The organism is Pseudomonas sp. 14A, assembly GCF_018132745.1.
GTDB classification, from domain to species: domain Bacteria; phylum Pseudomonadota; class Gammaproteobacteria; order Pseudomonadales; family Pseudomonadaceae; genus Aquipseudomonas; species Aquipseudomonas mercuritolerans.
In genome coordinates this window covers 857198-881879 of sequence record NZ_JAGRQJ010000003.1, presented here as the reverse complement: position 1 = coordinate 881879, position 24682 = coordinate 857198, and the positions used below count along the sequence as shown (strand labels likewise).

The following is a 24682-nucleotide window of genomic DNA, read 5'->3' as shown; positions in this document are numbered from 1 at the left end:
GAAGGCTGAGTGGAGGGATTGATCCGGGGGTGGGAGCGCAGCGACCGTCTGGCGCAGCCAGACACAGCGGAAGGAGGTGCAGCGAAGCAAACCGTAGCCGCTGCGCCCGGATCGATCCCGCAGCGAAGGAACCCGAGCCTGCGAGGGCCGAACGCAGGAGCTAGCCTTTTCGGTTACCTTTTCGGCGTCTGGAAAAGGTGACTCGCCGTAAGGGCGAAACCGCCAGCCGCAGCACCGCAAAAACGGATCTACCCCCAAAACCCAAGAGCCTGGTCGGCCCAGAGGCCGCCAAGCCCACAAAAAAAGGCGACCCCAAAGGTCGCCCATCTGAAAGATCAATCCGCCAGCCAGCCATATTCCCAATACCGCAGGTTATCCCCGCGCAACACGTAATCGCGCAACACCACCTCGCGCAACTCGTCACCCATGCGATAACTGGCATCCGGGTCAGCCAGATGCATGCGAATCGCCTGCAGCCACTCATCGGTGCTGTTGGTCTTGACCCGCGTGCACGGCAAGTAGCCGCGATAAGCCTCGGTGTCGGTGCAGACCACCGGGAAACCGCAGGCGCCGTACTCGAGCAGCCGCAGGTTGCTCTTGCAGTCGTTGAAGATGTGGAACTCCAACGGTGCCAGCGCCAGATCCAGGTTCAGGCTGGCCAGTTTTGCCGGATAGACATCCAGCGGGATCACTCCGTGAAACTCATGCATGTACGGCAGCAGATCATCCGGGCACATGCCGAAGAACACCCAGTCCACTTCATTGGCCAGCTCGCGGACCACATCGGCGATCACGGCCAGATCACCGTGGTGACTGGTGCCGCCGCCCCAGCCGACGCGCGGCTTTTTCGAGGTACGGCGCTGGCTGCGCAGGTGCCCCCAGAGGTCCTTGGCCAGCATATTCGGCACCACACGAATGTCGTGGTGCATGTCCGACAGCGCGTTGGCCAGCGGCGCGGTCGAGACCACCACGCGATCACACAAGCCGATCGCCCGGCGCACCATGCGCTCCATGTCCTGCTTGCTCGGCATGTTGCGGATGTGTGCGTTGCGATGAGGAACGTCGATCACATAATCGTCGAGTTCGAAGATCCGCCGGGCGTTGAAGAACTTCTTCAGCGGCGGGATTTCATCAATCGCATGTTCCGAATAGCGCCCTTGCAGGACGATCACATCGGGCGATTGCCGCTCGATATCGATGATCGACGGCAAGCCGTAGCAGATGCGCCCTTCCACCCGATTGGCCGCTTCCAGCTCGATCATCGGCTGGCTCATGCGGTAGTGGCCGATGGCAGAGGCATTGATCGGCACCGCCAGCACATTGGGCAGTTGCGCCTTGGAAAACGCACTCCAGCCGGTACGCAGGCCAGGCTCCAGACTGAAGTTGGTAGCGCCCACGCCCTGCAACGTCAGGTTGACGTTGTAGGCGGGGTCGCGCGCAATCAGTGGCAGCCAGCGCTGATAAAAGGTGTCCTTCTCCTCGGCGTGCAGCGCTTCCTCTTGCGCAGTCGCTGCGGTACTTGGACGCGCGCCCACCGCCAGCACGGCGTGCGGGTTCATCACTACCAGATAGCCGTCGCGGCCGACGCGCAGACACAGGTCAACGACATTCAGCGTCTGCTTGAAATCCTGCTCGTCGAGACCGCCAGCGGCGTCGAATACCGACTTGCGAATCATCAGGCAGTCACCGCCCACTGCGCTCAGGTCATGCACCGCCTGCAAGCGGAACATATAGCCTTCCGACTGCATGGGCTGGCCATAGAACGGCAGGCCGACCGGCCCGTTCAAACCGAGAATCAGGCCGGCGTGCAGCACGCCGCCGTCCGGGTTGAACAACTTGGCGCCGACCACACCGACTTCCGGCCGTTGCGCATGATTGAGCAATTCGTCGAGCCAGTCCGCCTGGGTGATCACGGCGAAGGCATTGAGCATCAGCACGTATTCACCACGCGCCTGTTGCACGGCGAAATTGTGCACGGCGGCGGCATTGCCCTTCTGCGGATACTTGAGCACGCGAATGCGTTCACCGCCCAGTTGCGCCATGCCATCGAGCCATGCCAGCGCTTCCACGCTTTCGCTGCCGTTGTCGACCAGGAGCAATTCGTACTCGCTGTAAGCGGTCTTTTCCAGCAGCGTCTCGACACAGCGCTGCAAGGCTGCGGTCTGGTCCTGGGTGACGATGATCACCGAGACCAAGGGACGACGGGCGTGGTGATAGTCGACACGGTTGAGCAGTTCCCGGCTGCCGCGGCGGATGTCGTGAGCGATTCCCAGACGTTGCAGATGCGCTTGGAGAATGCGCGGGCTTTGCTCGACGACGCCCGGTTCCGTCAGCCATTGCGACAGGTCGAACTTGGACTCCAGCAGTACCTCAGCGATGTGTCCGACGACCTGCAAGCCATCGCTTTCGACCATCCTCCAGAGCACATCATGGGGCGCCAGTTCGGCGAACGTCGGGGCGAAACCGCCGAGTGCCAGAAAGCGCTCACGCTGGAACGCCAGCGCGCGGCCGACATACGGATAACTGCGCATGAGGTCGAGGTTGAAATCCGGCTTGAATGCCGGCTCGGCCGATTCACCGTCGCGCAAACTGCCTTCGTCGCTGTAGAGGCAGGTCAGCGCGCGCGAATGCGCAATGCGGTCAGCCATCACCAGCAACGCCGGCGCCACCGGGCAGTCACCGGGTTGCAGCAGGTAGAACCAGTCGGCGCCTTCCAGCTGCGGCAGCAGCGTGTTGATCTGCTCCAGACCGTCATCCTGCAACGGCATGTGGAACACGCGCTCGTGCAACTGCGCTTCGGTACAGGCTGCGGACAGCACCAGCACAAGTTCCGGCGGGTAATCCTGGGCAGCGAGGGCCTCAAGGGTACGCTGAAGATTGTCGCGACTGCCCTGCGCGTCGATGATGATCGGCACGATGCGCGGCTGCTGCGGCCAGCCGGCGAGGGTCTCCGGCAGCCACTGGCGCTGCGCCTCGGTGAGCACCCGACACGCCAGCCACTGCGCATAGAGTTCGCCGAAACTGAAGCTGTCGACACCCACGCCCAGCTCCTGACGGCTCTGCTTGGAACCCAGGGTGCGGCTCAGCGGCAGCTCTTCCCAGACCCGTGGCGACTCGTCGGCCTTGGTCAGTTGTACATAGCGAACCCAGCCCTGCGCGGGAGCCGATTCACCGCTACGGACCTTGAGCATTTGCGAAATCCACTCGCGCTCGATCTCTGCCGCGTCCTTCATCGCTTGCTGTGCGCTCAGGCGTTCCGGATACAGGCGCTCGGCGCTCAGGACATTGTTCGATGTCACCAGATTGCCGCGCCGCAGCAGGCAGACGTACAGGGCAAAATCCAGGGTCGCAACGAAGCACGCGCCGTCTTCCGTCAGGGCTGGCAACAGCTCGGCGACGTCGGCGCGCCGGAACAGCGCACTGCTGAAACCGCCGAGGACGTTGACCGGGAATTTTTCGAAAATGCTCAGGACATCGTCGCCCTTGAGCAAGCCGCTGACCGGCGACAACGAACTGTTTTCCAGACGCGCCGGCAGGATGATGTCGTTGGCGTCCCACAACAGCCGCTGCGCGACCACCAGACTGACTTCTTCGCGCTGCAACTCATGGGCTTGCTGTTCGATACAGGCCGAGTAGAGCAAATCATCGTCGCAGAGGAATTTGATGAACTCGCCGCGCGCCTGCTCGAGGCAGACCTTCAGGTTGCCCACCAGTCCCAACGTCTGTGGGTTGCGCACGTACCGCACCGCCACGCCCGTCTGCTCGATCACCGTGCTGACGACGGTCTCGATTTCATCACCACGACTGTCATCGCACACGACGATCTCGAGATTGCCGTAAGTCTGGCTGACGGCACTGTTGAGCGTGCGCTCGAAAAAGCGCGGATTGAACGCAGGAATGGTGATGCTGACGAGGGGAAGTGAATTCACGGCGGGCTCACAGGCGGTACGAGCCCGCTCGGAAAAGCGAGCCCTGGGTACCGCGAAAAAACATTGACTGAAAACGGGCGCTCACGCGCCCGGCAACCATCAGATCTTGTTGAACAGGCCCAACTGGCTGATCTTGCTGAATGCCAGTTGCGCGGCTTGCAGCATGGTCTGTTGCAGGGTCAGACGGGTCATGACTTCGGCCGGATCGGAATCACGGATCGAGCCTTGGGTCGTGCTGTTGGCCGTGGTCAGGCTGTCATTGGTGATGGTCTGCATGTCCAGCGCCTGACCGCGCGCACCAATGGTGGTGACTGCGGTGCCGATCTGATTGGCGGCAGCGTCGATGTTGCCGAGGCCTGCTTCCATCGCGCCCTGCAACTTCTGCTTGGCAACCGGGTCACCGTCGACCGGCGTGTTCAGTGCAGTGATCATCTGGCCCAGGGTGTCGAGCACGTTCTGGGTCTGGTGATTGTTCGGCTGGATCGAGAACTGATCACCCGCAGCCGGCGTGTTGCCCAGAGCAAAAGTCACCCCGGCAGCAGTCGCGTTACCGCCGGCCACCGTGCCCGACGAAACCGGCTTGCTGTCGGCCGTCACTGGCGCGGCATACAGATCGAACGCAGTAGCGCTGGTGAACTTGAGCACTGCGCCGCCCTGCGGAAACGCTGCGGTGTAGGCCGCCTGATCGGTGATGGTCGAACCGGTGATCACGCTGGTCGACGGGTTACCCGGATTACGCGTGGTCGTGAACGAGTCCGGCGACGCGGACAGCTGAAAACTGTGCCCTGCGATAACGGCGTCCGGATTGCTATCGCCGGCCTTCAGGTTGACGTTCAGCTTGAGGTCGACGCCACGGAAGCTGACGGTCTGGTTGGCGCCGCTGCTGTTGCTGATCAAGCCATTCTGGCTCGCTTCGGCCGTCACATCGTTGCCCAGGGCATCGGTGATTTTCAGCTGCGTGCTGCTGACGAAATCGATGGTATACGGCTGCCCGGCGGTGAACTTGGCGTCGTAAGTGGCGGCAGTGCCGACGGTGCCGTTGGACAGCACGACACGGCCGTCATCCACAGCAGGCGCAGTCATCTTGGTGTTGGTGCGGCCAGTATTGATGGTCTGCTGGAACGCATCCCAACCAGTGGTGTTGGTACCCACGGTCATGCCGTCGCCGATGCCCAGATCGATGGTGGTCTGGTCGCCGTTGTAGCTGAATGTGCCGTCAGAATTCTTCGAGTACGGTGCGGTATCGGTTTTCGAACCGGAGAACAGGTAGTTGCCGTTGGCATCCTTGGCGTTCATCAGGCCCAGCACTTGTTGCTGGATCTCGCCCATCTCCGAGGCGTAAGCCTGGCGGTCCTTGTCGGTGATCGTGCCGTTGTTCGCCGCCAGCGCAAGTTCCTTGGCTCGTGCCAACGCCGTGGTGATCGAATCCAGCGTGGACTCCTGCACGGTCAAGGCACTTTTGGTGGTGTTGACGTTGGTCTTGTACTGATCGAGCATCGCGGCCTGCTGGCCCAATTGCAGCAAGCGCCCGGCCCCGACCGGATCATCGGCGGCGGTGTTGATGCGCTGCAGGCTGCTCGCCTCGCTCGCGGTGGCGACGGCCTTGTTGAAGTTACGCTGATAATCCGAAGCTTGCGTTCCGTAATACTGGGCGGTGGAAATGCGCATGAATTACGACTCCTTAAAGGCTGTTGATCAGCGTGGCGAAAGTTTCCTGCGCAGCTTTGATGATCTGCGAAGACGCTGTGTAGTACTGCTGGTACTTGACCAGGTTGCCGGTTTCTTCGTCCAGGTTGACCCCGGAGAGCGAATCGCGGGCACCCTTGGCGTTCTCCAGAATCGCCGTGGTCGCGGCGCTGTCGGACTTGCCTTGGGCGGTCTTGGTACCGACGTTGGTCACCAGGGTGTTGTAGGCGTCGGTCAGGCTGATGCCCTTGCTCGCCGAACCGGTGTCCACGGTCTGTTTGGTTTGCAACGCGACCAGTGCCTGGGCGTTGCGGTTGTCCGAAGACGCCGCGCCAGTCAGGTTCATGGTGAAGGTCTCGCCGGATTTCGGCGTGCCGCCCACGGTGGTCTGCACGGTGAAGGTCTTCTGCACGTTCGGCGTGACCGTGGTGTCCATCACCGGATTGCCGCTGGCATCGACGATGCCGACTTTCAGGTTCAGCGTGTTCGACTGGCCGGGCACGATGGTGCCGGTGCCAATGGTCGCGCCCTTGGCGTCGACCAGGTTGTACGACTGGCTGCCGCCGCTGGCTGCGCCGAACACCAGTTTGACCGGCGTCGAATTCTTCAGCGCCGCCTGCATGTCGGCCTGGGCAGTCGGGTTGTAGATGTCGATCTTGTCGCTGAGCGTCGGCTGGGTGTAAGTGCCCAGACCGTTGGCGCTGGCAACGCCGGTCAGCGGACCTGCCGCAGCGATTTTCTTCGGATCGCTGAGCACGGTCTGAATGCTCGCCGCCGCGTTGCGGGTCGGCGTGACTTTGAACGAGTCACCGGCACTCAGCGCGCCGCCCTTCAAGGCCAGGGTGAAGCCATCGATCACTGGCGGCGGATTGGTGTTGGTGCTGAATGCGCCCAGATCGGTGCCGTCGGAACGTTTGACGGTGTAATCGGTGGCGCTGGTGAAGGTCACCTGATAGTCGCTGGTGGTCAGCTTGCCGGTGTCCTTGATGGTCACATCGAGGTTGCCGGAGCCGGCGCTGTTGCCGTCCTTCGCAATGCTGCGCTGACTGATCAGGGCGGCACTGTTGATGTTGTTGAAAATCGCCGCGCCGAAGTCACCGTTCTTGTCGATGCCCTGGGCTTGCTGGCTGTTGACCTGATCGGCAATCACCAGGGCCACGCGCCCGAGCTCGTTGAGCGACGGGTCGAGGACCTCCTTGCGATAGGTCAGCAGACCGCCGATTTCGCCGCCGCTGATCACCGAAGTGATGTCGATGGTGCTCGAACCGCGATCCATCTGGATCGACATGCGCGACGGGTCGGTCTTGCTCGCGACCATGCTCAGGCTGTTGGTGGTGTTGCCGATGACCAGCGGCTGGCCGCTGCCGACATAGATGTCGAAGCTGGTGCCGCGTTCGACGACCTGGGCACCGGTCAGTTCGGAGAGCTGACGCACGGCTTCGTTACGGCTGTCGAGCAGGTCGTTCGGCGCCCCGCCACTGGTGGAGATTTCGCCGATCTTCTGGTTGAGATTGGCAATCGAGGTGGCAAGTTTGTTCACCTGGGCGGTCATGTCGCCGAGGCTGCCGTTGATCGTGGTGTTCTGATCGTTGAGCTGCTTGGCCAGGGTATTGAAACGGCTGGTCAGCGCCTGCGCGCCGGTCAGTACCGACTGACGCGAAGTGTCATCGGTGGCCGAGGTCGATACGCCCTGCATCGAGGTGAAGAATTTCTGCAGCACGCCGGTCAGGCCGGTGTTGGTGTCCGACAGCATGGCGTCCAGCGGCGTCGCCTGCTTGAGAAACGCAGCCGATTCGCTGTCCAGCGAAGTCGCGGTGTGCAGTTGCGATTCCAGGTACGAGTTGTACACCCGACGCACGTCAGCCAGGGTCGTGCCCGTGCCGATGAAAACGTTGCCGTACTGCTGCGAGGACTTGGTGCCCTGCACGGTTTGCTGACGTGAATAACCGGCGGTGTCGACGTTGGCAATGTTGTTGCCTGTCGTAGCCAGAGAGGACTGGCTGGCCGACAGTCCCGACATCCCGATATTGAGCAAACTCATGGTTCAGACCTTATTACCTGGTGCCTTATAAAGGCGTGGTGGAGACACCCGCCGCAGCGTAGTTTTCAAAACTGTTCATCTGCTTGGCAATTTGCGAAATCTTCGTCGCGTAGTTCGGGTCGGTGGCGTAACCGGCCTTCTGCAACTCGCGTACAAACTGTTCTGGGTTATCGGCCGACTTCAGCACTTCTTGATAGCGATTGTTGCTCTGCAGCAACGTCACCAGATCGTGGAAGCTGTCCTTGTACGAGGCGTAGGAACGGAACTCGGCCGTCTCCTTGACCATCGCACCATTGCGGAACTCGCTGGTGATCGCGCGGGCCGAATCGCCCTTCCAGTTGCTGCTCGCCTTGATGCCGAACAGGTTGTGGCTGCTGCTGCCATCCTGGGCGCGCATGACCGATTTGCCCCAACCGGTTTCCAGTGCCGCTTGCGCCACCAGATAGCGTGGATCGACGCCGATGCGGTCGGCGGCTTCCTTGGCCATCGGCAGCATGGTGTTGACGAATTCGTCGGCGGAACTGAAGGCCTTCTTCGCCGGTGCCAGCGGAATCTGCGCCATGGCGCGACCGTATACCTGCATCTGCCCGCCGGCAGCTTTCTGCTCTTCGGCACGGGCCAGCCAGTCGCCGTTGTACAACGCGCCGGAGCCTGTGACGGCGGTAGTCGCAGCCCGTTGCGGCAAGGCGTTGGTCGCCGCTGCTGCAGTGGTCGCAGTGGCCGCGCTCGGCGCCGACGGCACCAGACCAGCGAGCAAGCGATCGGCCAGTTTCGGCGGCAATGCCAGACGCCGCTGATTGAGCAGTGCCATGTCATTGCGATGGGAAATATCGGTGTTGTTCGGCGCATGCACCGAACGCGATGCCCACAACGGACGCTCGCCATTGACCCGCGACAGCGGACCGGTGGCAACGGTGCCGGCGGCAATCGGCGTCGGCACGGCGGCGGCCTTGGCCAGCGCTTCCTGTTGCTTGGCGGCGGACGCGGCCGCTGCCTCGCCCGGGGCCATCGGTTTGTTCTTCGACATCTGCCGGATCAGCACGTCGGCCAGGCCGATACCACCGCCCTCGCGGGACATGGAAACCGCCAGTTGCTGGTCGTACATTTCCTGATACTGCTTGGCCGCAGGTGTGTTCAGCGGGTTGTCCTGGCCGAGCGCTTCGGTGGCCGAACGCATCGACTTGAGCATTTCGCCGAGGAACAGCGACTCGAATTCCTGCGCCACCTTGCGCATGTTTTCGTCGCTGTTCTTGTCGCCGACCTTGAGCTGGTTCAGACGATTGAGGTCGGAGTAGGAACCCGAATCGCTGCTGCTGACCAGACCGCTTTTGCGCATATCCATGGGGGCCGGCCTCAGATCACGATCAGGTCGGCTTGCAATGCGCCGGCCTGCTTCAGAGCTTCGAGAATCGCCATCAAGTCACCCGGTGCTGCGCCGACCTGGTTCACCGCACGGACGATCTCGTCGAGGGTGGTGCCAGGGCCGAACTTGAACATCGGTTTGGCTTCCTGTTCGGCATTCACTCGCGAGCGCGGTACGACGGCGGTCTGGCCGTTGGACAGCGGACCTGGCTGGCTGACGATCGGGTCTTCGGTGATGGTCACGGTCAGGCTGCCGTGGGTCACGGCGGCTGGCGACACTTTCACGTTCTGGCCGATGACGATGGTGCCGGTGCGCGAGTTGATGATGACTTTCGCCACCGCCTGACCCGGATCGATTTCAAGGTTTTCCAGGATCGACAGGTAGTCGACGCGCTGGCTCGGATCCAGCGGCGCAGTCACGCGCACCGAACCGCCGTCGATGGCTTGGGCGACGCCAGGGCCGAGCATGTCGTTGACCTTGTCGACGATGCGCTTGGCGGTGGTGAAGTCGGAGCGATTGAGGTTCAGCGTCAGGCTGTTGCCCTGGTTGAAACCGCTCGGCACTGCACGCTCTACCGAAGCACCGCCAGGGATGCGACCGGCCGACGGAACGTTGACGGTGATCTTCGAACCGTCACGACCTTCAGCGTCGAAACCGCCGACCACCAGGTTGCCCTGAGCGATCGCATAGACGTTGCCGTCGATACCCTTGAGCGGCGTCAGCAACAAGGTGCCGCCGCGCAGGCTCTTGGAGTTACCGATCGAAGACACAGTGATGTCGACTTGCTGACCTGGCTTGGCGAACGCCGGCAGATCGGCACTCACCGACACCGCCGCGACGTTCTTCAACTGCACGTTGCCCGATCCCGGCGGCACCTTGATGCCGAACTGCGAGAGCATGTTGTTGAAGGTCTGCAGGGTGAACGGGGTCTGCGTCGTCTGGTCACCGGTGCCGTTAAGCCCGACCACCAGGCCGTAACCGATCAACTGGTTGGAGCGCACGCCGGAAATGCTGGCGATGTCTTTCAGCCGCTCGGCGTGTGCAGTGAACGCCGCAGACATCAACAACGCGGCCACCATAAGGCTTTTCAGATTCAACGTAGCCACCTAGAAAGGGAACAGCGGGCTGAGGAAGAAACGGTCGAACCAGCCTGGCTGACTCGTATCGGCAAACGCGCCGGTACCCGAGTAGGTGATGCGCGCATCGGCGACACGGGTCGACGACACGGTGTTGTCGGTCGCGATGTCATCGGCGCGGACCATGCCGGCGATGCGCACCAGTTCGTCACCGGTGTTGAGCGTCAGCCACTTCTCGCCACGCACGGCGATGATGCCGTTGGGCAGCACGTCGGCCACGGTCACGGTGATCGAGCCGGTCAGGCTGTTGCTCTGCCCGGACTTGGCGTCGCCCTTGGTCGAACGGTCGGCACTGTAGCCGGCGTTGAGGCTCAGGTCACCGCCACCAATCGGGTTGTTGGTGGTCAGGCTGGAGCCGAACAACGAGGTCAGACCGATCGAGTTATCGCTGTTCTTGTCCATCTGCGAGTTGGCGTTCTTGCTCGCCTGGGTGCGCTCGTTCAGGGTGATGGTGATGATGTCACCCACCCGGAACGCCTTGCGGTCGCTGTACAGGTTCTGCTCGAAACCGGCCTGATAGATCGAGCCGTTGTTGGCAGCCGCCGGCAACGGTGTGCGCGGCAACACCGGGGCGTAGTAAGGGTCATTGGGCTTGGGCGTCGGGGCGACGCAGCCCGCGAGCGAGACGACCCCACTCAATGCCAGAACAGATACAAAGCGCTTCATGACCCTACCTCACGGTGTTGCTGGCGACCTCAGGCCGCCCCAAAGACTGGATTACAGATTCTGCGTTACGAACGAGAGCATCTGGTCGGCGGTGGAGATCACCTTGGAGTTCATCTCGTAGGCGCGTTGAGTGGTGATCATGTTGACCATCTCTTCAACGGTGCTGACGTTGGAGGTTTCCAGGGTGTTCTGCAGCGTGGTACCGAAACCGTTGAGGCCCGGGGTGCCGATCTGCGGCGCGCCGGAAGCAGCGGTTTCCAGGAACAGGTTGTTGCCCACGGCTTGCAGGCCGGCCGGGTTGATGAAGTCGGCGGTCTGCAGATTGCCGATCACTTGCGAAGCCGGGTTGCCGGCGATGGTGATCGACACGGTGCCGTCACGGCCGACTGTGAAGGTCTGCGCATCGTTCGGGATGATGATCGCCGGTTCCAGGGCGAAACCGCTGGCGTTGACGATCTGGCCATTGGAGTCGAGGTGGAAAGTACCGTCACGGGTGTAGGACGTGGTGCCGTCCGGCTGCAGGATCTGGAAGAAACCGCGACCGTCGATGGCCATGTCCAGCGGCTGCTCGGTGGTTTGCAGACTGCCGGCGGTGAAGTTTTTCTGCGTGCCGACAATGCGCACACCGGTACCCACTTGCAGACCCGACGGCAGTTCGCTGTCCTGGGTCGACTGGGCGCCTGGCTGACGCTTGATCTGATAGAGCAAGTCCTGAAACTCGGCACGGTCACGTTTGAAACCCGTGGTCGAGACGTTCGCCAGGTTGTTGGAAATGGTGGTCAGGTTGGTGTCCTGGGCGGACAGACCGGTTTTGGCAACCCATAGAGCCGGAAGCATTCGATTCTCCTCGTGCGCCTGTTTTACGGCGCGACGTTCTGATAATTAGCTGATCTGCAAGACCCGAGCCATGGCCTGGTCGTCGTCTTTGGCGGTGTTCATCATCTTGACGTGCAACTCGAACTGCTTGGCCAGGGCCAGCACCGAAGTCATTTCTTCCACGGCATTGACGTTGCTCGACTCGAGGAAACCCGAGACCAGTTTGACGTTGGCGTCGGCTTGCGCCGGCTGGCCGTCCTTGGTGTAAATCGAACCGTCGAGGCCTTTGTTCATGTTCTTGATGTCCGGGTTGACCAGCTTGATCCGGTCGACTTCGGCCATGACGCGGGGGCCTTCGCCCATCGCGCGAATGCTGATGGTGCCGTCTTCGCCGACTTCGACCTGCTGCTCGGGCGGCACGGCGATCGGGCCGCCATTACCGATCACCGGCATGCCGTTGCCGGCGCGCAATACGCCGAGGGCGTCGATGTTGAGGCTGCCGGTGCGCACGTAGCTTTCACCACCGCTGGGGTTTTGCACGGCGATGAAACCGTTGCCGGATACCGCGACGTCGAGTTCACGTCCGGTCTGCACCAGCGAGCCCGGCGTGAAGTCGGTAGCGGGACGTTCGCTCATGGCAAACGCACGCGCCGGAAAGCTGTCACCGAACACCGGCATCGAACGCGCCTGCTCGAGGTCGCGCTGGAAGCCGTTGGTGGAGATGTTCGCCAGGTTGTTGGCATGCGCCCGCTGCGCCAGTGCGTTCTGGCTGGCGCCGGTCATTGCCACATAAAGGTACTTGTCCACTGTGTTTCCTCTGCATGCCGGACGTTTGCCGCCCACCGCTGTACTGCTCAGCCATAAGCAATTTGCAGACCAACTTTATATTGGCGAGCGAAGGCCCGGTAAACAGGGGACTTGAGGGGATCGGAGGGGGAATTTGAAATGGGCAGAAGACGAAAAACCGGCGGTGTCATGCCGCTTCGCGGCAAGAGATCAAAAGATCGCAGCGTTCCGCAGCTCCTACAGGAAACCGCGTTCCAAATGTAGGAGCTGCCGAAGGCTGCGATCTTTTGATCTTAAGCTCCGCTGTCTTTCCCCACCTCATACTCACGCAGCTTGTTGGCAATGGTGGTGTGCGACACTCCGAGTCGCTTGCCCAACTGCCGACTGCTCGGGTGCTCGGAATACAAGCGTTCCAGCACCGCTTTTTCGAAACGCCCGACGATCTCGTCGAGATTTCCGTCCAGGGAAAAATCGCCAAGCGGCTGACGCACGCCGTAATCCGGCAGGCGAATATGTTCGGCCTTGACCGTTCCGCCGTCGCACAGGGAAACCGCCTGGAACAGCACGTTCTCCAGCTGCCGTACGTTGCCCGGCCAGTGGTAATGGCTGAGGCGATCCATCGCCGCCGGGGCCAGTTTCGGCAGCGGGCAGCCGATCTGCCGACTGGCCTGATCGAGAAAGTGTTCAACCAGCGGCGTCAGACCGTCGAGGCATTCGCGCAGCGGCGGAATGTGCAGCGACAGCACGTTCAAGCGGTGATAGAGATCCTGGCGAAACTCACCGCGCGCGCACAATTCGGACAAGTCCACCTGGGTCGCGCAGATCACCCGTACGTCCAGATAGACCTCTTCATCACTGCCGACGCGACGGAAGCAACCGTCCTGAAGAAAGCGCAGCAATTTGACCTGCAAGCGCGGGCTCATCTCGCCGACGCCATCGAGAAACAGCGTGCCGCCAGCGGTCAACTCCAGCAGGCCGAGCTTGCCCTCAGCGCGAGCGCCCTCGAAGGCGCCGGGGCCGTAGCCGAACAGCTCGGTCTCGGCCATCGACTCCGGCAACCCGGCGCAGTTGAGTGCCATCAACGGCGACTGTCCACGCGGGCTGGCGAGGTGGCAGGCGCGCGCGAGCAATTCCTTGCCGGTGCCGGTTTCGCCTTCTATTAATAGCGGCGCATCCAGCGGCGCCATGCGTCGCGCTTCGCGGACCACGGCGGCCATGACTTTCGAACTCTGGAAGATGCTGTCGAAGCCGCGCAACTCCTGTTTGCGCACGTTGTAGATGCGCTCGCCGACGCGGTCGGCGCGGTGCAGCGTCAGTACGGCGCCGGCCATGGCCTCGCTGTCGTCGTGCTCCGATTGCAGCGGTGCAATGTCGGCGAGAAAGATGTCGCCTTTTACCTTGACCCGCATGCCGTTGATTCGCGACTTGTTGGCGCGCACCAGTTCCGGCAGGTCGAAATCCTCGGCGTAGCGCGACAGCGGAATCCCCGGCACCTCATCGACGCGCACCCCGAGCAACTGCGCCGCCGCGCGGTTGGCCGCAACGATCGAGCCGCCCATGTCGATCGACAGCACCGGAAACTCCAGCGCGCCGAGCAGTGCGTTCAATTCCATGTGCCGGCGTTCGCTGGGCATCAGCCCGACGCGCTTGACGCCAAACACCCCGCCGATCGCCTCGAACTTCGGCCGCAATGCCTGGAACTGGATGTTGATCAGGTTCGGGCAGTGCAGGTAGATCGCATTGCCATGTTCACCGCCAACTTCACCGCGGGCAACGTTGATCCCGTACGCCACCAGCAGATTGAGAATGTCGCGCAGGATGCCGATGCGGTTCTGGCAGTGGACTTTGATGCGCATAGAAAAAGGCCCGACAGGTTTGAGAAGTAAACACATGTCCTTGTGGGAGCGAGCCTGCTCGCGAAGGCGCCAGCACATCCAGTATCGATGTGTCAGACAGACCGCTTTCGCGAGCAGGCTCGCTCCCACAGGGTTTTGTGGCGCGCCCGAGGCAGAGTTTTCTGTCGAGGCACGCAGATAGTTGTCAAGATTATGTGACAGCCCCTGCCCTTTTCAAACCCGCCAATCACCGTAAATGCGCATTACCCGACAAAGCGTAACGATAACTTTACGAAACTCGACGAAATTTCCTACGCATGCGCGGCTCAACAGGCTGCGCAGCTTCGCACTCTGGGGTATTCCTTTAGCCATCGCTGGACATAACAAAAACGAATTTCCTAGCAGGAGAGCAGCATGAAGCAGACGCAATACGTGGCTCGCGAGCCCGATGCGCAAGGTTTTATCGACTATCCCGCCGAAGAACACGCGGTGTGGAACACGCTGATCACTCGCCAGTTGAAGGTGATTGAAGGTCGCGCGTGCCAGGAATACCTGGACGGTATCGAAAAACTCGGTCTGCCCCACGACCGCATCCCGCAACTGGCCGAGATCAATAAAGTCCTCGGCGAGACCACCGGCTGGCAGGTTGCCCGAGTGCCGGCGCTGATTCCTTTCCAGACCTTTTTCGAGTTGCTTGCCAGCAAGCAATTCCCCGTCGCCACCTTCATTCGTACCCGCGAAGAACTCGACTACCTGCAGGAGCCGGACATCTTTCACGAGATCTTCGGCCACTGCCCGTTGCTGACCAACCCGTATTTCGCCGAATTCACCCACACCTACGGCAAGCTTGGCCTGCAAGCGACCAAGGAAGAGCGCGTGTATCTGGCGCGGCTGTACTGGATGACCATCGAATTCGGTCTGGTCGATACCCCGCAAGGCAAGCGCATCTACGGCGGCGGGATTCTGTCCTCGCCGAAAGAAACCGTTTATTGCCTGTCGGACGAGCCCGAGCATCAGATTTTCGATCCGCTGGAAGCCATGCGCACGCCGTATCGCATCGACATCCTGCAACCGCTGTACTTCGTCCTGCCCAATCTCAAGCGCCTGTTCGATGTGGCCCATGAAGACATCATGGCCATGGTTCGCCAAGGCATGCAGTTGGGCTTGCACGCGCCGAAATTTCCGCCGAAACCGAAAGCCGCCTGAACCGCGACTTTTGCTGACAATTGCGTCTGTCCGTCGCCGCCACTTTGCTTTAGCGTGACGGCATTGACGGCCCACGCGCTTTAATAAAAAACACACTCGTTTTCAGGAATCCACCATGTCGACTTTGAACCAAGCCCACTGCGAAGCCTGCCGCGCCGATGCGCCACAAGTCAGCGATGAAGAACTGCCGATCCTGATCAAGCAGATCCCTGACTGGAACATCGAAGTACGCGACGGCATCATGCAGCTGGAGAAAGTTTTCCTGTTCAAGAACTTCAAGCATGCGCTGGCCTTCACCAACGCCGTGGGCGAGATCTCCGAGGCCGAAGGTCACCACCCGGGCCTGCTGACCGAGTGGGGCAAAGTCACCGTGACCTGGTGGAGCCATTCGATCAAGGGCCTGCACCGCAACGACTTCATCATGGCTGCGCGCACTGACGAAGTGGCCAAGACCGCAGAAGGACGCAAGTAATGCACTTCGACGCCATCGGCCGGGTCCCCGGCGACCCGATTCTCGGTTTGATGGAGGCCTATGCGCTGGATGCCAATCCGCGCAAGTTCGACCTCGGCGTTGGCGTCTACAAGGACGCCCAGGGCCTGACGCCAATCCCGGAAGCGGTGAAAATCGCCGAAGCGCGGCTGGTCGAAAGCCAGGACACCAAGACTTACATCGGTGGCCACGGCAATCCGCTGTTCGGCAAGGTCATCAATGAGCTGGTGCTCGGTAGCGCCTCGGCATTGATCGCCGAACAACGCGCCGGCGCCACCCAGACCCCGGGCGGCACCGGTGCACTGCGTCTGGCGGCCGACTTCATCGCGCAGTGCCTGCCGGGCAAAGGCGTGTGGTTGAGCAACCCGACCTGGCCGATCCACGAAACCATTTTCGCCGCGGCCAAGGTCAAGGTCAGCCACTACCCGTACGTGGGCAGTGACAACCGCCTCGACGTCGAAGCGATGCTCGCCGTGCTCAGGGAAGTGCCGAAGGGCGACGTGGTGCTGCTGCATGCGTGCTGCCACAACCCGACCGGTTTCGACCTGAGCCATGACGACTGGAAGCGCGTGCTTGAAGTGGTGCGCAGCCGCGATCTGCTGCCACTGATCGACTTCGCTTATCAGGGTTTTGGTGATGGCCTGGAACAGGACGCCTGGTCGACCCGGTTGTTCGCAGCCGAAGTGCCAGAGCTGCTGATCACCAGTTCCTGCTCGAAGAACTTTGGTCTGTATCGAGACCGTACCGGGGCGCTGATCGTCTGCGCGACCAGCGCCGACAAGCTCATCGACATCCGCAGCCAACTGGCCAACATCGCCCGCAATCTGTGGTCGACGCCGCCGGATCATGGCGCGGCAGTGGTCGCGACCATCCTCGCCGATCCAGAGCTGAAAGCGCGCTGGGCCGATGAAGTGGAAGCGATGCGCTTGCGAATCGCCCAGCTGCGCAGCGGCTTGGTCGAGGCGCTGGAACCTCACGGTTTGCGCGAGCGTTTTGCGCACATCGGCGTGCAACGCGGGATGTTCTCCTACACCGGCCTGTCGCCGGAACAGGTGAAAACCCTGCGCGAGCGGCACAGCGTGTACATGGTCAGCTCTGGCCGGGCCAACGTCGCCGGCATTGATGCCACCCGCCTCGCATTGCTCGCGGACGCCATCGCTGACGCCTGCAAGTAGTCAGACACTGCAATAACCTGTAGGAGCTGCCGAAGGCTGCGATCTTTTGATTCTGCTTTTAAATACAAGATCAAAAGATCGCAGCCTTCGGCAGCTCCTACATTTGTTTCTGCGGTGACCTTCTGGCTTCCTCCCTGCGGCCATCTGTCGCATTAATTTGAATTAAAAGTCTGATTGTCATTTTTCCTGCTGTATCCTGCGCAGGCTTTGTAAAGCGCGGAGCACCTGATCTATCAACAGACTTAGCGAGGAGCGCAACCATGCACGAGATTCCCAATCTCCCCTTCCCAAGCCTGCACGTACCTGAGCAGACGACCCCGCAACACGCCGGTGCTGAAAAGCCCGAGCCGCAAGAAGCCGCTGACAGCCGCAAAGCCGACAGCGAAGAGTAAGACCCGCCGTACAGACCGTGTGGAAAGCGCTAACATGCGCTTTCCACACTGCCTGAAACCCGAGCCCGCCATGACCGACGAATTCTCCGAAAGCCAAGCTGCCGTGCTGATCGGCGCCACCGAGAAAATGATCGAGATCTGGAATCGCCTCTCACCCGAGAAACAGGCCGCCCTGCTCGAGCGTTTCGGCAGCGAAGAAAACGCCCTCGCCGCCCTCGTCACCACGCAACTGGTCGCTCCGGCAAAATCCTGAACGCGCCGCCCGGCAAATAGTTTTACTTTTCCCCGCCCTTGAGCGGTTCACGCCGGTATCATGAGCAGCCTATCTAATCTGCTGCTCCCGTGGATCGTTACCCATGTCGTCTATACCCGAGCCCCAGCGTCCGCTGACGGTTACGCTGCAAGTAGTCTCCATCGTCCTTTTCACCTTCATCGGTTACCTGAACATCGGCATCCCGCTCGCCGTGTTGCCGGGCTACGTCCACAGTGACCTCGGTTTCGGTGCGGTGATCGCCGGGCTGGTGATCAGCGTGCAATACCTCGCCACCCTGCTCAGCCGCCCGTACGCGGGCAAGATCATCGACAACCAGGGCAGCAAACGCGCAGTGATGATTGGCCTGGCTGGTTGCGGCTTGAGCGGTGTGTTCATGCTGATTTCCGCGTGGACGCCGAACCTGCCGCTGCTGAGCCTGATCAGCCTGTTGATCGGCCGTCTGGTGCTGGGCAGTGCGGAAAGCCTGGTCGGCTCGGGCTCGATTGGCTGGGGCATCGGCCGGGTCGGCGCGGCGAATACGGCGAAAGTGATTTCCTGGAACGGCATCGCCAGTTACGGCGCCCTGGCGATCGGCGCGCCGTTCGGTGTCTGGCTGGTGAGCCGGCTGGGGCTGTGGAGCATGGGCGTGAGCATCATCCTCCTCGCTTTGCTCGGTCTGGCGCTGGCATGGCCCAAAACCGCTGCGCCGATTGTTGCCGGCGAACGTCTGCCGTTCATGCATGTGCTGGGCAAAGTCTTCCCCCACGGCTGCGGACTGGCGCTGGGCTCGATCGGTTTTGGCACCATCGCCACGTTCATCACTCTGTATTACGCGACCCAGCACTGGGACAACGCCGTGCTGTGCCTGAGCCTGTTCGGCGCCAGCTTCATCGGCGCGCGGCTGCTGTTCGGCAATCTGATCAACCGCCTCGGCGGCTTTCGCGTGGCGATTGCCTGCCTGTCGGTGGAAACCTTGGGTTTGTTGCTGCTATGGATTGCACCCGATGCGCATTGGGCATTGGCCGGTGCGGCGCTGAGCGGCTTTGGCTTCTCGCTGGTATTCCCGGCGCTGGGCGTGGAAGCAGTGAATCTGGTGCCGGCCTCAAGCCGTGGCGCGGCGGTCGGTGCCTATTCGCTCTTCATTGATTTATCGCTGGGGATCACCGGGCCGCTGGCCGGGGCGATCGCAGCAGGATTCGGTTTTGCTTCGATCTTCTTGTTCGCCGCATTTGCAGCGTTGAGCGGACTTGGCTTGAGTGTCTATCTGTACAAGCACACGGCGAAGTATCGCGAGGTTTAGAAGTCCACTTTGCCGCGCCCGGCCTTGATACTGCCGCGCTTGGTTTTCGACTCCAGCCGACGCTTCTTCGAACCGAGGGTCGGTTTGGTCGGGCGGCGTTTCTTTTCGACTTTGGTGGCGCTGAGAATCAGTTCGACCAGCCGCTCCAGCGCGTCGGCGCGGTTGGCTTCCTGGGTTCGATATTGCTGCGCCTTGATGATCAGCACGCCATCGCTGGTGATGCGACTGTCACGCAGCGCCAGCAGGCGTTCCTTGTAGAACTCCGGCAATGACGAGTTGGGAATGTCGAAGCGCAAATGCATGGCGCTGGAAACCTTGTTGACGTTCTGCCCACCGGCGCCTTGCGCGCGGATGGCGGTCAATTCGATCTCGGCATCCGGCAGATGCACGTTGTTGGAAATCACCAGCATGGAAAAGCGTCCGTAATCAGAGGGTGCAGGATAACCTGATTCACTCAACCTCTGTGGGAGCGAGCCTGCTCGCGAAGGCGGTGTGTCAGTCGGCATTTATGCAAGCTGGTACGACGCTTTCGCGAGCAGGCTCGCTCCCACAGGGGAATCTTTCGGGACCTCTGGAAACAACAAACCCGGCACTCTGGCCGGGTTCGTCGTTTCTACCTGCTAGGTTATTTCGCCGTCGCAGCCACCACCGGCTGCACACTGCGCTTGTTCTTGATCACGTAGCAGACCCACATGAACACGACCCAAACCGGAATCGCGTACACCGAGATCTGAATCCCCGGAATCAACAGCATCACGCCGAGGATGAACACCACGAACGCCAGGCAGACGAAGTTGCCGTACGGGTACCACAGCGCCTTGAACAGTGGCGTCTGTTTGGTCTGGTTCATGTGCTGGCGGAATTTGAAGTGCGAGTAGCTGATCATCGCCCAGTTGATCACCAGCGTCGCAACCACCAGCGACATCAGCAGTTCCAGCGCGTGCTGCGGAATCAGGTAGTTGAGCAGCACGGCAACCAGCGTCACTGCCGCCGACGCCAGAATCGAACGCACCGGCACGCCGCGCTTGTCGATCTTCGCCAGACCTTTCGGCGCATCGCCCTGCTCGGCCATGCCCAGCAGCATGCGGCTGTTGCAGTAGGTGCCGCTGTTGTATACCGACAGCGCAGCGGTCAGCACGACGAAGTTGAGGATGTGCGCGGCGGTATTGCTGCCGAGCATCGAGAACACCTGGACGAACGGGCTGCCGCTGTAGGAATCGCCCGAGGCGTTGAGGGTTTCCAGCAGGCTGTCCCACGGGGTCAGCGACAGCAGGATCACCAGGGCGCCAATGTAGAAAATCAGGATGCGGTAGATCACCTGGTTGATCGCTTTCGGGATCACGGTTTTCGGTTTGTCGGCTTCGGCAGCGGTGAAACCGAGCATTTCCAGACCGCCGAACGAGAACATGATGATCGCCATGGCCATCACCAGACCGCTCACGCCGTTGGGGAAGAACCCGCCGTGGGACCACAGGTTGCTCACCGAGGCTTGCGGGCCGCCGTGGCCGCTGACCAGCAGGTAGCTGCCCAAGGCGATCATGCCAACGATGGCCACAACCTTGATAATCGCAAACCAGAATTCGGCTTCACCGAAGACTTTGACGTTGGCCAGGTTAATCGCGTTGATCAGCACGAAGAATGCGGCAGCGGAGACCCAGGTAGGGATGTCCGGCGCCCAGTAATGAATGTACTTGCCAACCGCTGTCAGCTCCGACATGCCCACCAGAATGTACAGAATCCAGCAGTTCCAGCCCGACAGGAAACCGGCGAAACCGCCCCAGTATTTGTGCGCGAAATGGCTGAAGGAACCGGCCACCGGCTCTTCGACGATCATTTCGCCGAGCTGGCGCATGATCATGAAGGCGATGAAGCCGCAGATGGCGTAGCCGAGGATCATCGACGGGCCGGCGGATTTCAGTACCCCGGCAGAACCGAGGAACAATCCGGTACCGATCGCGCCACCGAGGGCGATCAGTTGAATATGGCGATTTTTCAGGCCGCGTTTCAGCTCGCCTGATTGCGAGGGTTGTCCACTCATGAAAAAGGTCTCACGCAAGGTTTGATGATGTTCAGTAGACGTTGCTGCAAGGTTGCGATTTCAGGCAGCCCCGATCAAACCCCAGCGCAGGCACCAGGAGTTCAGCTCATTTACAACGGTCATGCGTCACCTGTTTGTTTTTATCTGTGACGAAATCGAACCCGGCACGCTTGTGGCGCGGCGGAGTGAACAAGGCGGATAGCCTCGAGATTTTTGCGATTACGCAGAGGGTCACAGTTAAAACGCGGCGCATTGTACACCGCTAACCCCCTGCTGCCAGACCCGCCTGATCAGCGTGTCGGTTGCCGGGATTGCGTGTGTCCGCCTCGATCGTCTCGTGCGGCTGCAAAATATGAGTCAGGCCTTTGCGGGCCATCGACGGGGACGAGGAGAAAACCGTCCCACGGGGAGAAGTGGAAATCAGTCGCGGCGTTCATTGCGCCTCCTTCTTGTTATTGGCCTGCACAACAGGCATGGGGCGCATCACACCCTGCCTGAGCGCTGGAAACAAGCGCGCCAGAGCCTTGCGTGGCGCCCGCACTGTCGGGTTTCGGAAGCTTTTCCTTACAGGGCGCCATAAGCAGGCAAAAGCGCACCGCTGGCGGACCGTTTTGTCACGTATTGTTTACAACGCGTAACGTAAACTTTCCGAATCAGAAATTTCCGAAGGACGTCTGCATCTTGACGGTCGCTAGCTTGCTATCGAATCCGACAACCCATTTTTCTGTTTTAAAACAAGAAAACTCATTTAGAAAAACAGAACAAAAAGTCTATTTAAAAATTAAATGGATAAAATTTTGCATTCGCAAAAAGCCTCAACTAGGTTTTTCACGTCTCACCGGCCACCTCGACCGGTCAGTCATAAACCGTGAAATTCTCTAGGAGATCGACCATGCAAGCACTGGAAAAAGACTTGGATACCGAACTGCAACTGGACGAATGGTTTGAAGCGCCAACCCATGAGGCCGCTGTGGAAATGATGCAAGCCGACGCGGTGGTTCCGTTCGGCACGGCGATGTGGCCTCTGTAAGACATCCCGGGCAGGCACGGTCCGGCCGGTCGTGCCTGCCGCTTCATTCCCCGGTCAGTCAGGGAGGATTCATGGACAAGCCCCGCGCCATCTCGCATTTCCTTTACTACCTCGAACATCACCCTGCCCTTGCCGGGCTCGACTCGGCGAAGGTAATGCTCGGCCATACCGCCGATTACGAAGCCCTGACCGGCGCGATCGCCGAACAGGCCGGCGAACATCCGCGCTTCCGGTTCAGCGCCAGGCGTCTGGATCTGGAAAGCACCGCAGCGCTAGCCGAGGCAATTGCCGACAGCGATCTGTACATTTTCTTCTACGACTCTTCTACCCTGCCCAACCCACGACCCGATGGCCCGGAGTTCGTTCGTGCGCTGCAAGCGGTCATGGCGGAAAACTGGAAGAAGTCGCTGCTGTTCAAGGATTACGGCGACTATTTCTACGACACTTTCAGCATCACCCCGCAACGCATCGCCGGGCTCAACAGTCACCTGATCCAGCGTATGTCCCAGGCGACCACGCTGAGCTTCAAGGATGACCACGGCTCATGGTTCGAAACGCCGATGAGCAGCATCAAGAAGTGGACCGACATCAACGGCGTCGGCAACTTCGACCTCGCTCCCGGCGAAATCGCCACCCACAGCGAAGCCATCAACGGTCATGTAAAATTCAAGGGCACCTTCCTCAGCACCATCCCGTTCGCGCGCAAGTACGGTGTGCTGGAATCGCCGCTGGAGCTGTGGATCGAGAACTCGACCATCAGCCGCATCGCCACCGACGTGCCGGGGCTGGAGCATGATTTCAACAAATACCTGGACGCCAACCCTTCAAACCGGCGGATTGAGGAGTTGGGGATTGGCACCAACGAAGGCGTGAAGGATCTGTATGCGCGTAATGCCGGGTTCGAGGAGCGGCATTGTGGGCTGCATCTCGGACTGGGCGGTGGCGCCAAGGGCAGTCATCACCTGGACCTGATTTTTTCTGGCGGGGTGTTGGCGCTGGATGACAAGCCGGTGTTTGATGGGCGATTCGTCTTCTAGACTGCGCATGAGCCCTGTAGGAACTGACGAGTGAAACGAGGCTGCGATCTTTAGATGTTGATTTTCAAGATCAAAAGATCGCAGCCTCGTTTCACTCGTCAGCTCCTACGGGTGAGCGCACCGCACATGAGAGCCAGACAAAAAAACGCCAACCCTTAGGTTGGCGTTTTGGCTTCAACTTGCAGCTTGCAGCTAGTAACTCACAGCTGCCTTATTCCGGCTTCTTGCGTCCAAAACCCGGACGCTGCCCGGAACCGGCCGGTGCGCCGCGACGCTTGCCCGAGGGCTTGTCGCCTTCGACCAGTTTGATCCCCGGACGCTTCGGCGCCGGTTTGGCCGGGCGCTTGTTGCTGGTGTCGGCTGGACGATCCGCCACTGGCGTACCGCGACCGGCCGGTGCACGACCTTCGCCACGCTCAGTACGGCCATTGGCCGGACGCGGTGCGCGCTCGCCGTCACGGGCGACTGGCTTGCGACCTGGACGCTCGCCTTCGATCTGCGGCTCGCGGCCCGGGCGTGGACCGGTCGGTGCGCCGGCGGCTGGACGCAAGGTGCGCACGCGCTCGGTCTTGGCCATCGGCCGCGACGATTTGCGCTGCATGCGTTCGAGCTTGTCCTTGCTCTTGGCGTTCAGCTGCGGCATCGCCACTGGCGTCAGGCCGACTTCGGCGCTGAGCACGTCGACTTCGTATTGGCTCATTTCGCGCCAGCGGCCCATCGGCAGATCGGAGTTGAGGAACACCGGACCGAAACGCACGCGCTTCAGACGGCTGACCACCAGGCCCTGCGATTCCCACAGACGACGCACTTCACGGTTGCGCCCTTCCATGACCACGCAGTGGTACCAGTGGTTGAAGCCTTCACCGCCCGGCGCCTGTTGAATGTCGGTGAAACGCGCCGGACCGTCTTCCAGCACCACGCCGGCCTTGAGGCGTTCGATCATCTCGTCATCGACTTCACCGCGTACACGCACGGCGTACTCGCGGTCCATCTCGTAGGACGGGTGCATCAAGCGGTTGGCCAGTTCACCGTCGGTGGTGAACATCAGCAGACCGGTGGTGTTGATGTCGAGACGGCCGATGTTGATCCAGCGGCCTTCTTTCGGACGCGGCAGCTTGTCGAATACGGTCGGACGGCCTTCCGGGTCGTCACGGGTGCAGATTTCGCCGTCAGGCTTGTTGTACATGATCACGCGACGCACCGATTCGGCGGCCTCTTCGCGCTTGATCACTTTGCCATCGATGGTAATGGCGTCGTGCATGTCAACGCGCAGGCCGAGGGTGGCGTCTTTGCCATTGACCTTGATCCGGCCCTGGCTGATCCAGGCTTCGACGTCACGGCGCGAGCCGACACCGATACGGGCGAGGACTTTCTGCAGTTTCTCGCCTGCTGGGCCGATTTCCTGGTCGTCTTTCTGATTGATGTCACTCATCTGGGCACCTCCCGGTGTGGTCTGTTCAGGCAGCGCCTGAAGTATTGAAAACTGGGTCCAGGCCGAAGGGA

General features: G+C 60.9%; 20 protein-coding genes. 8 read left to right on the top strand and 12 right to left on the bottom strand.

Features of this window, described 5'->3' with window-relative positions; translation table 11 throughout:
• Positions 1–335: 335 nt before the first annotated feature.
• The 9 genes from PS14A_RS06640 to PS14A_RS06600 all read right to left on the bottom strand — a co-directional run bounded on the left by PS14A_RS06640 (position 336) and on the right by PS14A_RS06600 (position 14279).
• On the bottom strand, positions 336–3929 hold the full coding sequence (locus tag PS14A_RS06640) for a glycosyltransferase (RefSeq protein WP_212615572.1): 3594 nt from the start codon (positions 3927–3929) through the stop codon (positions 336–338).
• A gap of 99 nt (positions 3930–4028) precedes the next feature.
• Positions 4029–5597: a flagellar hook-associated protein 3 gene (locus PS14A_RS06635; protein WP_137216245.1), complete on the bottom strand. Its 1569-nt coding sequence runs from the start codon at positions 5595–5597 to the stop codon at positions 4029–4031.
• A gap of 13 nt (positions 5598–5610) precedes the next feature.
• Complete coding sequence (flgK, locus tag PS14A_RS06630; RefSeq protein ID WP_212615571.1) at positions 5611–7656, bottom strand: flagellar hook-associated protein FlgK; 2046 nt, start codon at positions 7654–7656, stop codon at positions 5611–5613.
• 25 nt (positions 7657–7681) lie between these two features.
• The gene (flgJ, locus tag PS14A_RS06625) at positions 7682–8998 is read right to left on the bottom strand and encodes a flagellar assembly peptidoglycan hydrolase FlgJ (protein WP_212615570.1); all 1317 of its coding nucleotides are present in this window, start codon (positions 8996–8998) and stop codon (positions 7682–7684) included.
• A gap of 11 nt (positions 8999–9009) precedes the next feature.
• Positions 9010–10098, bottom strand: a complete 1089-nt coding sequence (locus PS14A_RS06620; protein WP_024012083.1) for a flagellar basal body P-ring protein FlgI — start codon at positions 10096–10098, stop codon at positions 9010–9012.
• Positions 10099–10125: 27 nt separating this feature from the next.
• Positions 10126–10821, bottom strand: a complete 696-nt coding sequence (gene flgH / locus PS14A_RS06615) for a flagellar basal body L-ring protein FlgH (protein WP_016771110.1) — start codon at positions 10819–10821, stop codon at positions 10126–10128.
• A gap of 51 nt (positions 10822–10872) precedes the next feature.
• Complete coding sequence (gene flgG, locus PS14A_RS06610; RefSeq protein ID WP_016771111.1) at positions 10873–11658, bottom strand: flagellar basal-body rod protein FlgG; 786 nt, start codon at positions 11656–11658, stop codon at positions 10873–10875.
• A gap of 45 nt (positions 11659–11703) precedes the next feature.
• Positions 11704–12444: a flagellar basal body rod protein FlgF gene (locus PS14A_RS06605; RefSeq protein ID WP_016771112.1), complete on the bottom strand. Its 741-nt coding sequence runs from the start codon at positions 12442–12444 to the stop codon at positions 11704–11706.
• Positions 12445–12716: 272 nt separating this feature from the next.
• Positions 12717–14279, bottom strand: coding sequence for a sigma-54-dependent transcriptional regulator (locus tag PS14A_RS06600; RefSeq protein ID WP_130899939.1), 1563 nt, complete (start codon positions 14277–14279; stop codon positions 12717–12719).
• A gap of 393 nt (positions 14280–14672) precedes the next feature.
• On the opposite strand from PS14A_RS06600, the gene phhA reads away from it, so the two are divergent.
• The 6 genes from phhA to PS14A_RS06575 all read left to right on the top strand — a co-directional run bounded on the left by phhA (position 14673) and on the right by PS14A_RS06575 (position 19074).
• Complete coding sequence (gene phhA, locus PS14A_RS06595; protein WP_133340600.1) at positions 14673–15464, top strand: phenylalanine 4-monooxygenase; 792 nt, start codon at positions 14673–14675, stop codon at positions 15462–15464.
• A 115-nt stretch (positions 15465–15579) separates the two neighbouring features.
• Positions 15580–15936, top strand: coding sequence for a 4a-hydroxytetrahydrobiopterin dehydratase (locus tag PS14A_RS06590; RefSeq protein ID WP_016771115.1), 357 nt, complete (start codon positions 15580–15582; stop codon positions 15934–15936).
• Positions 15936–17129, top strand: a complete 1194-nt coding sequence (locus tag PS14A_RS06585) for an amino acid aminotransferase (RefSeq protein WP_212615569.1) — start codon at positions 15936–15938, stop codon at positions 17127–17129. Before PS14A_RS06590 ends, PS14A_RS06585 begins: the two co-directional genes overlap by 1 nt.
• Positions 17130–17389: 260 nt before the next feature.
• The gene (locus PS14A_RS26730; RefSeq protein WP_016771117.1) at positions 17390–17521 is read left to right on the top strand and encodes a hypothetical protein; all 132 of its coding nucleotides are present in this window, start codon (positions 17390–17392) and stop codon (positions 17519–17521) included.
• 70 nt (positions 17522–17591) lie between these two features.
• Positions 17592–17774, top strand: a complete 183-nt coding sequence (locus tag PS14A_RS06580) for a hypothetical protein (RefSeq protein ID WP_039761215.1) — start codon at positions 17592–17594, stop codon at positions 17772–17774.
• Between the two features lie 112 nt (positions 17775–17886).
• Positions 17887–19074: an MFS transporter gene (locus tag PS14A_RS06575; protein WP_038861083.1), complete on the top strand. Its 1188-nt coding sequence runs from the start codon at positions 17887–17889 to the stop codon at positions 19072–19074.
• Here the strand turns inward: PS14A_RS06575 and arfB are convergent.
• Positions 19071–19484 carry an alternative ribosome rescue aminoacyl-tRNA hydrolase ArfB gene (gene arfB, locus PS14A_RS06570; protein WP_016771119.1) on the bottom strand — a complete coding sequence of 138 codons (414 nt, stop codon included), beginning with the start codon at positions 19482–19484 and terminating at the stop codon, positions 19071–19073. The two genes, PS14A_RS06575 and arfB, sit on opposite strands and share 4 nt — an antisense overlap.
• Before the next feature lie 215 nt (positions 19485–19699).
• On the bottom strand, positions 19700–21112 hold the full coding sequence (locus PS14A_RS06565; RefSeq protein ID WP_137216248.1) for an amino acid permease: 1413 nt from the start codon (positions 21110–21112) through the stop codon (positions 19700–19702).
• A gap of 892 nt (positions 21113–22004) precedes the next feature.
• On the opposite strand from PS14A_RS06565, the gene PS14A_RS06560 reads away from it, so the two are divergent.
• Together PS14A_RS06560 and PS14A_RS06555 are read left to right on the top strand one after the other, a co-directional pair.
• Positions 22005–22142: a hypothetical protein gene (locus PS14A_RS06560; protein WP_003222780.1), complete on the top strand. Its 138-nt coding sequence runs from the start codon at positions 22005–22007 to the stop codon at positions 22140–22142.
• Between the two features lie 71 nt (positions 22143–22213).
• Positions 22214–23179 (top strand): leucyl aminopeptidase, encoded by a 966-nt coding sequence (locus PS14A_RS06555; protein WP_212615568.1) that lies wholly within the window; start codon positions 22214–22216, stop codon positions 23177–23179.
• 211 nt (positions 23180–23390) lie between these two features.
• Here the strand turns inward: PS14A_RS06555 and rluB are convergent, their stop codons facing one another.
• On the bottom strand, positions 23391–24611 hold the full coding sequence (gene rluB, locus PS14A_RS06550; protein ID WP_212615567.1) for a 23S rRNA pseudouridine(2605) synthase RluB: 1221 nt from the start codon (positions 24609–24611) through the stop codon (positions 23391–23393).
• Positions 24612–24682: the final 71 nt, after the last annotated feature.

Bases quoted from the DNA above. Each gene is read 5' to 3' on its own strand.
- PS14A_RS06620 (WP_024012083.1), bottom strand. From the start codon at position 10,098: ATGGTGGCCGCGTTGTTGATGTCTGCGGCGTTCACTGCACACGCCGAG.
- flgG (WP_016771111.1), bottom strand. From the start codon at position 11,658: ATGCTTCCGGCTCTATGGGTTGCCAAAACCGGTCTGTCCGCCCAGGAC.
- PS14A_RS06585 (WP_212615569.1), top strand. From the start codon at position 15,936: ATGCACTTCGACGCCATCGGCCGGGTCCCCGGCGACCCGATTCTCGGT.
- PS14A_RS26730 (WP_016771117.1), top strand. From the start codon at position 17,390: ATGCACGAGATTCCCAATCTCCCCTTCCCAAGCCTGCACGTACCTGAG.
- phhA (WP_133340600.1), top strand. From the start codon at position 14,673: ATGAAGCAGACGCAATACGTGGCTCGCGAGCCCGATGCGCAAGGTTTT.
- PS14A_RS06565 (WP_137216248.1), bottom strand. From the start codon at position 21,112: ATGAGTGGACAACCCTCGCAATCAGGCGAGCTGAAACGCGGCCTGAAA.
- PS14A_RS06560 (WP_003222780.1), top strand. From the start codon at position 22,005: ATGCAAGCACTGGAAAAAGACTTGGATACCGAACTGCAACTGGACGAA.
- flgH (WP_016771110.1), bottom strand. From the start codon at position 10,821: ATGAAGCGCTTTGTATCTGTTCTGGCATTGAGTGGGGTCGTCTCGCTC.
- PS14A_RS06600 (WP_130899939.1), bottom strand. From the start codon at position 14,279: ATGCGCATCAAAGTCCACTGCCAGAACCGCATCGGCATCCTGCGCGAC.
- flgK (WP_212615571.1), bottom strand. From the start codon at position 7,656: ATGAGTTTGCTCAATATCGGGATGTCGGGACTGTCGGCCAGCCAGTCC.
- PS14A_RS06555 (WP_212615568.1), top strand. From the start codon at position 22,214: ATGGACAAGCCCCGCGCCATCTCGCATTTCCTTTACTACCTCGAACAT.
- PS14A_RS06580 (WP_039761215.1), top strand. From the start codon at position 17,592: ATGACCGACGAATTCTCCGAAAGCCAAGCTGCCGTGCTGATCGGCGCC.
- PS14A_RS06635 (WP_137216245.1), bottom strand. From the start codon at position 5,597: ATGCGCATTTCCACCGCCCAGTATTACGGAACGCAAGCTTCGGATTAT.
- rluB (WP_212615567.1), bottom strand. From the start codon at position 24,611: ATGAGTGACATCAATCAGAAAGACGACCAGGAAATCGGCCCAGCAGGC.
- flgJ (WP_212615570.1), bottom strand. From the start codon at position 8,998: ATGGATATGCGCAAAAGCGGTCTGGTCAGCAGCAGCGATTCGGGTTCC.
- PS14A_RS06590 (WP_016771115.1), top strand. From the start codon at position 15,580: ATGTCGACTTTGAACCAAGCCCACTGCGAAGCCTGCCGCGCCGATGCG.
- arfB (WP_016771119.1), bottom strand. From the start codon at position 19,484: ATGCTGGTGATTTCCAACAACGTGCATCTGCCGGATGCCGAGATCGAA.